Source organism: bacterium (assembly GCA_035371905.1).
GTDB lineage: Bacteria > Ratteibacteria > UBA8468 > B48-G9 > JAFGKM01 > JAMWDI01.
On the sequence record DAORXQ010000077.1, the window covers coordinates 1 to 8,027 of the forward strand.

The 8,027-nt window shown below is 28.9% G+C and carries 12 protein-coding genes; 5 read left to right on the top strand and 7 right to left on the bottom strand.

The features are described 5' to 3' along the window. Nucleotides 1–253 (top strand): SDR family oxidoreductase (locus PKV21_07785; GenBank protein HOM27390.1); only part of this gene is annotated, 253 nt, incomplete at its 5' end. Continuing rightward, nucleotides 250–873, top strand: a complete 624-nt coding sequence (locus tag PKV21_07790; GenBank protein ID HOM27391.1) for a redox-sensing transcriptional repressor Rex — start codon at nucleotides 250–252, stop codon at nucleotides 871–873. The genes PKV21_07785 and PKV21_07790, both read left to right, overlap by 4 nt. Here PKV21_07790 and PKV21_07795 read toward each other — a convergent pair. The 6 genes from PKV21_07795 to PKV21_07820 all read right to left on the bottom strand — a co-directional run bounded on the left by PKV21_07795 (nucleotide 868) and on the right by PKV21_07820 (nucleotide 5,735). Next, a complete protein-coding gene (locus PKV21_07795) occupies nucleotides 868–1,350 on the bottom strand; it encodes a hypothetical protein (protein ID HOM27392.1) in 483 nt (160 codons plus the stop codon). The genes PKV21_07790 and PKV21_07795 overlap by 6 nt on opposite strands. A gap of 181 nt (nucleotides 1,351–1,531) precedes the next feature. Then, complete coding sequence (locus tag PKV21_07800) at nucleotides 1,532–1,708, bottom strand: hypothetical protein (protein HOM27393.1); 177 nt, start codon at nucleotides 1,706–1,708, stop codon at nucleotides 1,532–1,534. 88 nt (nucleotides 1,709–1,796) lie between these two features. Continuing rightward, a complete protein-coding gene (locus PKV21_07805; GenBank protein HOM27394.1) occupies nucleotides 1,797–2,135 on the bottom strand; it encodes a hypothetical protein in 339 nt (112 codons plus the stop codon). Between the two features lie 12 nt (nucleotides 2,136–2,147). Next, a complete protein-coding gene (amrS, locus tag PKV21_07810; protein ID HOM27395.1) occupies nucleotides 2,148–3,164 on the bottom strand; it encodes an AmmeMemoRadiSam system radical SAM enzyme in 1,017 nt (338 codons plus the stop codon). 15 nt (nucleotides 3,165–3,179) lie between these two features. After that, entirely contained in the window at nucleotides 3,180–5,240 is a 2,061-nt protein-coding gene (locus PKV21_07815) for an adenosylcobalamin-dependent ribonucleoside-diphosphate reductase (GenBank protein ID HOM27396.1), read from the bottom strand. Between the two features lie 312 nt (nucleotides 5,241–5,552). Beyond that, a complete protein-coding gene (locus PKV21_07820) occupies nucleotides 5,553–5,735 on the bottom strand; it encodes a hypothetical protein (GenBank protein HOM27397.1) in 183 nt (60 codons plus the stop codon). A gap of 151 nt (nucleotides 5,736–5,886) precedes the next feature. Between PKV21_07820 and PKV21_07825 the strand changes: the two genes are divergently transcribed. The 3 genes from PKV21_07825 to PKV21_07835 all read left to right on the top strand — a co-directional run bounded on the left by PKV21_07825 (nucleotide 5,887) and on the right by PKV21_07835 (nucleotide 6,968). Continuing rightward, complete coding sequence (locus tag PKV21_07825) at nucleotides 5,887–6,012, top strand: hypothetical protein (protein HOM27398.1); 126 nt, start codon at nucleotides 5,887–5,889, stop codon at nucleotides 6,010–6,012. Between the two features lie 145 nt (nucleotides 6,013–6,157). Continuing rightward, the gene (locus PKV21_07830; protein ID HOM27399.1) at nucleotides 6,158–6,643 is read left to right on the top strand and encodes a hypothetical protein; all 486 of its coding nucleotides are present in this window, start codon (nucleotides 6,158–6,160) and stop codon (nucleotides 6,641–6,643) included. 133 nt (nucleotides 6,644–6,776) lie between these two features. Then, nucleotides 6,777–6,968 (top strand): hypothetical protein, encoded by a 192-nt coding sequence (locus PKV21_07835; protein HOM27400.1) that lies wholly within the window; start codon nucleotides 6,777–6,779, stop codon nucleotides 6,966–6,968. A 377-nt stretch (nucleotides 6,969–7,345) separates the two neighbouring features. Here PKV21_07835 and PKV21_07840 read toward each other — a convergent pair whose 3' ends face one another. After that, the gene (locus tag PKV21_07840) at nucleotides 7,346–7,825 is read right to left on the bottom strand and encodes a hypothetical protein (GenBank protein HOM27401.1); all 480 of its coding nucleotides are present in this window, start codon (nucleotides 7,823–7,825) and stop codon (nucleotides 7,346–7,348) included. Nucleotides 7,826–8,027: the final 202 nt, after the last annotated feature.

Genomic DNA, 8,027 nt, shown 5'->3' on the forward strand with positions numbered 1-8,027 from the left:
AGTTGTAGGAGTTGCACCTGGAATACTTGAACCTACTGCTTTAAGGAATCCTGAATATGAAAGAGCACTTGCCTATACAAGAGGAATAACGGTTGAGGAATTGAGAAAGTCATATGAAAAAATTTCAATACCATTAAAAAGAGTTGGAAAACTTGAAGAGGTAGCAAATCTTGTTTGTTTTTTAATATCTGATCTTGCGAGTTATATAACTGGAACTACAATAAATATTTCAGGAGGAAAATCAAGAGCATGAAAAAATATATTCCCGAGGATACAATAAGAAGGTTACCTATTTATTTAAGAAATTTATTAAACCTTCAAAAAGAAGGGAAAAAAATTGTTTCTTCAAAGGAAATTACATTTTCTTTAAATATTCTACCAGAGCAGTTTAGAAAAGACCTCTCATATTTTGGAAAATTTGGAAAGAGAGGAGTAGGATATGAAGTTGACAATTTGATTAAAGTACTTGAGAAAATTATTGGAATTGATAAAGAAATAAAGGTAATCCTTGTTGGTGTTGGAAGATTAGGTTCTGCTCTAATTAGATACAAAGGATTTAGTTCTATGAATATGAGAATAGTAGGTGCTTTTGACAATGATACTTCCAAAATAGGTACAAAGATAGATGAAATAAAGATAATGGGTATGGAAGAAATGGATGGTTTCCTAAAAAAAGAAAAAATTAAAGTTGGTATAATTTGTGTCCCTTCTGACAAAGCACAAAAAGTAGCTGAATATATGGTTAAATCAGGAATTAAAGGTATTTTGAACTTTGCACCTATTTCTCTTAATTTACCAAAAAATATATTTGTTAGTTATGTTGATATGGCTTCAGAACTTGGTTCTTTAATCTTCAAACTTAAAAATCTATAATTCTTTTATTGCTTCTTCATTTAATCTTTTTGAAGTTTTAATCGCATCTTTAACCGCATAACTCCAAGTAAAACAAAGTCCTATCAGTCCTAATATTGTTAAAGTATATGGTAATTTTGATTTAGGTTCTTTCTTTTCTTCTTTTTCTTTGTTTTTTTCTGCTTCTTCTATTATTACACCTTCGTCTGTCATTTCAACTGTTTTTTCCTCTGTAATACTAACCTTTTCTCCTTTTTGAGGCACTCCTTTTACCCAGAAAGTGATTCCGAAAGAAAGTAAAACAATACTAATTATTATTATTATTCCAATAGAAGATGCTTTTCCAAATTGTCCATTATAAATTTGCCCGAGTCCAGGGCATATACTTGATAATACACCTGCAAGACCTGAAGATTTTTGTTCATATTTTAATCTTATTTTTAATCTTACTTTTTCGTCTTCAATTATTTTATTTTTTTCCTCATCAGAGAAAATCATATTCACCTCCTTTTAAAATTTTTCATATTCCCATTTTATATCTTTAATTTTTTGAAATAATTCCTCAAGAATTTTATAATTCTTTTCTATGGGTATAAAAATCATGAAAACATCAATTGACTCACCTTTTGACAATTTTTTCTTAGGAGGAACACTATTTATAAAAATAAAATTCTCACCTCTACCGAGTATTACAGCAGGAGCAATTAACCCCCCCTCCTTCTCCTTTCCCTGTATTAGCAAAAATCCAGTTAGCATGTCCAATTTTTGTTTTTTTTGTTTTTTCAAGTTTATATGTCATAATTTTCCCTTTTTCTGGAATTGAATAATATTTATAGGGCTCATAAGCACTTTCCATTGCCCAGTTTATTCCGCATTCAGTAGATCCTTCTCCGTTATAAATAAATTTTGAATAAATAGCAAGAAATGAAAACTCTTTTCTTATTTCAAGAAATAAGACAAGAGAATAATCTGAATATTCCTTTTTTTTCGTCCCAAAGAGAATACATAACTTTCAGTATTTTTCTATTTAGCTCATCTTTAATAACTTTTACATCTTTTATTTTTTTAATAAGTAATTCTCTGTTTTTTGTAAAATCCTGTGCAGCAAAATAAAGCATATTTCCTTTAGAAATTATACATTGCGGTTGAACAAGAAAATTATTTTCTTCTGTCATCAAAAGGATATCTTTATCAGGTGTAAATTTATATCCAAAATCTGTTATTCCAAACAAATTTAAAACAAATAATAAAACTAATCCAAATAAAACTTTACTTTTTTTCATATAATCCCCCCTTTAATTTTTGAATTTAAATAAACCATCTATTTCTTTTCTACAAAACTTACACCTTCTATCTTTAATTTCATTTTTTATTATTTTATACCCATATCTTTCTATTAGCAAATTTTTACATTCTGGGCAATAAGTATTTTCCCCCTCATCACCAATAATATTTCCTGTATAAACATATAAAAGACCTTCTTCAAAACCAATTTCTCTTGCTTTTCTTATTTTTTCAATCTCTGTTGGATAATGGTCTGACATTTTATAAGCAGGAAAAAATCTGCTTATATGCCAGGGAATTCTTCTATCAATATTTTTTATTTTTTTTGCAATATCTCTTATTTGATTTTCACTATCATTGTATTCCGGTATTAATAAAGTAGTAACCTCAACCCATATATTTAATTTTCTCATTAATTCTATATTTTCAACAACATATTTCTGGTTTGCCTGTGGTAATTTTTTATAGAAATCCTCATCCCCTTTCAAATCAACATTTGCTGCATCAAGAAACTCAGAAATATCTTTTAAAAAATCTTTACTCATATATCCATTTGTAACAAAGTTATTATAAATTCCTTCTTCTTTTGCAATTTTACATACATCAAAAGCAAACTCCCCAAAAACAGTTGGTTCTGTATAAGTGTAAGAAATTGAAATACAATTATGTGATTTTGCAAGTTTAACAACTTCTTCAGGTTTTCTTTTTCTTATGGTAAAAATTCTTCCTTCTTTGGGAGGATGGGATATTTCACTATTCTGACAGAAAGGACAGAAGAAGTTACAACCACAAGTAGCAATTGAAAATGAAAAACTCCCGGGAAAAAAATGGTAAAAAGGTTTCTTTTCAATCGGGTCTACATTTTCTGCAATAATTTCGCCATAAACAAGAGAATATAAAACTCCATTTTTATTTAATCTCACTCCACATTTTCCTGTTTTATCAGGTTCAATTATACAGAAATGATTACACAATTGACACTGAACTTTCTTGTTTTCAATCTCTTTCCAGTATCTTGCCTTTTCCATTTGCCTCCCCTGAATTTAATAGAAACATACTCCCTTGGAACAACTTGACATTTCTTCAGATAATATTAAGTATTCAAGTTCATGTTCAATAGTATCAGCATATGATAAAACCTGCTGTGTTTTACTTCCATATCTGAAAACAGTGATTCCTTTACATTTCATTTTCCATCCATTTATAAAAATTTCCTTTACATCTTCAATTGTAGCATCATAAGGAAGATTTACTGTTTTTGAAACAGCGTTATCCGTGTATTTTTGGAAAATTGATTGCATTTTTAAATGTTTTATGGGTTCTATATCAAGAGCGGTTAAAAATATTTTTTTGTATTCTTCCGGTATCCCTTTTACATCCTTTAATGAACCAGTTTTAATTATTTCTTTTAAAATCTGGGGAGTTAAAAAATTCTCTTCTTTAGCAATTTTTTCAAAAACAGGATTTATCTCAAGAAATTTAATTCCTTCAAGAACATTTCTTATAAAAGCAACTCCAAATATTGGTTCTATTCCACTTGAACAATTCGCAATTATACTGAGTGTTCCTGTAGGTGCAATTGTTGTTCTGGTAGCATTTCTTAAAGCATCAGTTTTTTTATAATAAATTGATTTTTCAAAATTCGGGAAAGACCCTTTTTCTCTTCCAAGTAAAACTGAATACTCAAATGCTTTTTCATTTATAAATTTCATCAATTCTTCCGCAAGAATAAAACTTTCATCGCTTCCATAGGGTATTTTCAGTTCAAGTAATAAATCAGCCCATCCCATAATTCCAAGCCCAATTTTTCTATTCCCTTTTGTTGCTTTTTCAATTTCAGGGATAGGGTAATTATTCGCATCAATCACATCATCAAGAAATCTGACAGCAATTTCTATAATTTTTTCAAGTTTTTCCCAATTTATTCTCCCATCCTCTATTATTTTTGTCAGATTTATTGACCCGAGATTACATGATTCGTAAAAAAGCAGAGGAGTTTCACCACAGGGATTTGTTACTTCTATTTTTCCCATTTCAGGAGTTGGATTGTGTCTGTTAATTTCATCAATATAAATAATTCCAGGATCTCCTGTTTCCCATGCACTCTGACATATCAAGTCAAAAATCTCATCAGCATAAACATCCCTGACCTTTTCTCCATTTCTTGGGTTTATAAGTGAGTATTTTTCTTTCTTTATAACCTTTTCCATAAATTCATCACTTGCACTTACAGAGATGTTAAAATTTGTAAGGATATTTTTTCTTTTTGAAGTTATAAATTCATAAATATCGGGGTGGTTATAACTCAAAATTCCCATATTTGCACCTCTTCTTTTTCCACCCTGTTTAACAATTTCCGTTGCTTTATCATATATTTCCATAAAAGATACAGGACCTGAAGCAACTCCTTTTGTAGAACCAACAATATCTCCTTTGGGTCTTAATTTTGAAAATGAAAATCCTGTTCCACCACCACTTTTATGAATTAAAGCCATATTTTTTAATGTTGTGAATATCCCATCAATAGAATCATCAACAGGCAGAACAAAGCATGCAGAAAGTTGACCGAGAGGTGTTCCTGCATTCATTAATGTTGGAGAATTTGGTAAAAATTCAAGATTTGCCATAATATTGAAAAATTCTTCTTCATATTTACTTTTTTCTTTTTCACATGATGCTACATATTTCGCGACTCTTCTGAACATTTCCTCAGGAGTTTCAATAATTTCTCCTTTTTCATCCCTTAATAAATATCTCTTTCTTAAAACATTTATTGCATTAATAGAAAGTTTGAGTTTATCCTCGACTCCAAGAATTTTTTTACTTTCTCTTATCTGTTTTCTTTTTTCTCTGTAAAGAATATATGCCTTTGCAACATTATAAAAACCGTTTTCAACAAGAACATTCTCTACAATATCCTGAACTTCCTCAACTGTTGGGATTTTTTCTTTATCTATTTTTTCTATGACTTTCTCCGTTAGTTTTATTGCAAGATTTAAATCGTCAATATTTTCTGATTTTAATGCTCTATATATCGCAAATTCTATTTTTTCTGGCAGGAACTCTACAATTGAACCATCTCTTTTTTTGATATATTCTACCATTGATTATAAAATACCTCTTTAAATTCTTATTGTCAATAAGATTTCTCTTTCAGGTTAAGACATAGTATCCAGGGATATAATATATGGGGAAGAAATATCTGGTTAAGAAGACATATAGAAGTATTTGTTCCAAAGAGTAAGAAAGAAGCAAAAAAGTTGATTAAAAAGATTTTTGAAAAAGGAGAATGGCGCTTGTCAAGATTTTTTTCTCGGATATCACCTCCTTTCCATACCGCAAGTTAAACAATTGTCTTATTTCATATTCATTCCCTTTATCTTACTGTTAATTCTCTAAATATATCCCTCTTTCTGCTAACATAAACTCATTAAATAATTCCTCAAAAAGTTTACACAACCCAACTTTCTCTTTGATTTACTTGCAAGAGACAGTGAAAATTTTTCAGAAGCAGAAATTGAACAAGCAATAATATCTGCACTTTTTGATGTATTTGTTGAAAACAGGGATTTGACTACAGAAGATATTATTAAAAACATTAAAAAAACAGTTCCAATCTCATTTACTATGAAAGAGGCAATTGAAAAAATAAGAGAATGGGCACGTAATAGAACTGTTCCTGCGAGTAAAGTTGAGGCAAAGGGTTTAACGGAAAGAGAAAGGAAACTTGAATTCTAAAAGGAATTATTTATGGAAGAGGATAGATTAAAAAAAATAGAAGGAGAAAAGGTAAAATCAGGAATTATAAAAAAGAAAAAAGAGAAAAGCAGATTTGAACATCTTGAAGTAGGAGATAAAAAAGATAAAAGGGATTAAGAAGTAAAATATTTCCCCTGTCCAAAATGTAAAAGAATTAATCAAAAGGGTAATTTATACTGTATTTATTGTGGATATGTTTTCCCTGAAGTTGCTGAAAAAACAGATTCAGAGTTAAATCCTTATGAAATAAAATGTCCTTCCTGTGGAAAAACAGGGAATAGAAACCAAAAAAGATGCATATGGTGCGGTTTTTGTAGAAAATGATGAGGATATTTTGAGAAAAGGAAGTTCTCTCGAAATTGTTATAGACGGTATCAGATATTCATCAAAAGACCCGTATCTGCCTGATTATATTAAAAAAGCACTTATAAGAATTAAAAAAGAAAATTTAAGTCCTGAGGAGATAGAAGTTAAAGAAATAAAAATGAAAAAGGCGGAAAGAAAATTTAAAATTGAAGTAGAGGCTGAAAAGAGCAGATATAGAATTATTGGTTTTTCCATTCTCTTTACAGGAGGAATTTTAATTTCAATTTTTCGTTTACTAATTTCAAATAAGATTTTTAAAGGATGGATATTTATATTTCCTGTAATTGGAACACTTCTAATTATTGCAGGTTTAATAATATTGTCTCTAGGTTTAAGTCCCGATGAAATAGAAAGGTTTTTTGGAAGAGGTAAATGGTGGTAAAAAGGAGGAAAATATGAGTGCTTGTGGAGGAATTGAACTTATAATCTTAAGTACTACTCTTTTACTGAAGACATTGTAAACATTAAGTGAATTAAAATTACAAACTTCTATTAAAAAAGCACTTGATAAAGAAATGGAAGAAATTAAGTACTTAACAATTGAAAACGAAGATGAAATAATGGAAAAAGTGGATATTCTTGTTGAAAATCAAGAGGGAGTAAAAATAGGATTTCATAAACAGAAAGACGGGGTATACAAAATAATCCCGGGTAAAGTCTCTTCAGAAAAAAGAAGAAGAAACAGAAAAAACTTATTGGACAGATAAAACAGAGATATGCCTATAATCTTGTAAAAGAAGAACTGACAAAAAGAGGTTATACAATAGTTGAAGAGAAAAATCTGAAAAAAATTTGATTAAAATAGTAGCAAGGAGATGGAGATAAAATGGCAGAAAAAGAAGAAATTGAAATTTTTGTGAATGAAGAAGGAGAGATAGAATTTTTAATTTAAGGGATAAAAGGACCAGATTGTCATAAAGTTGCAAAAGAATTGGGGAGTATTGTTGGAAAGATAAAAGAAATAAAGAATACATCTGAGTATTATGAAAAAACATCCACTAAAACAAAAATTGAGAAAAAAATGATATAGGTGACTTGGTAGAATTTACTCTTTTTTGAAAAAACTAAGAAAAGAACTTAAAGTTCATAGTTTATTATACCATGTTAAATATTTTTCAAATCTCATTATGGCAGGTACTCCTCCCGAAAATTGATGTTCAATTGTCAAACATGCCCTCCAGAAACATTCCTTTGCTTTTTCTTTTTCTCCTTTATCAAGATAAATCAATCCTTTAACATAATATGCATCAGGAATATGCATACTGATTTCTTCTACTTTTGATATCATAAATTCTGCATTTTTATAATCTTTAATTTTATTCAAAAGATAGGCAAGAATAATATAATTAAAAATTTTATCAGGTTCTTTTTTTATCCAGTCTCTGTATTCCTTAATTAAAACCTTATAAGCTCCCAATTCATCTACATTATTCAAGGTCATAATTATCTTTTTCTTCGTTTCAATAAATTCTTCAAAATCAGCAAAGATGTAATTATCTTCATAAGAACCGAGTTTATTAAGTATGTTTTTAGCATATTGGTAATCCTTTCTTAAAAAAGCCATTTTCAAAACTACATATCTTGTATAAATCGTATCCGGATTTTTTTTGATAAGTTTTTCAAATAACTCTTTTATTCTTTCCCATATTTCGTCTTTCTGATAATAATAATTTTTGTCATCAAATTTTGAATTGAGAAAAATTTCAAATAAATTTGTGATAATAAAATCTTTATTTCTTTGTATGATCTTAATAATGTTTCTTTAA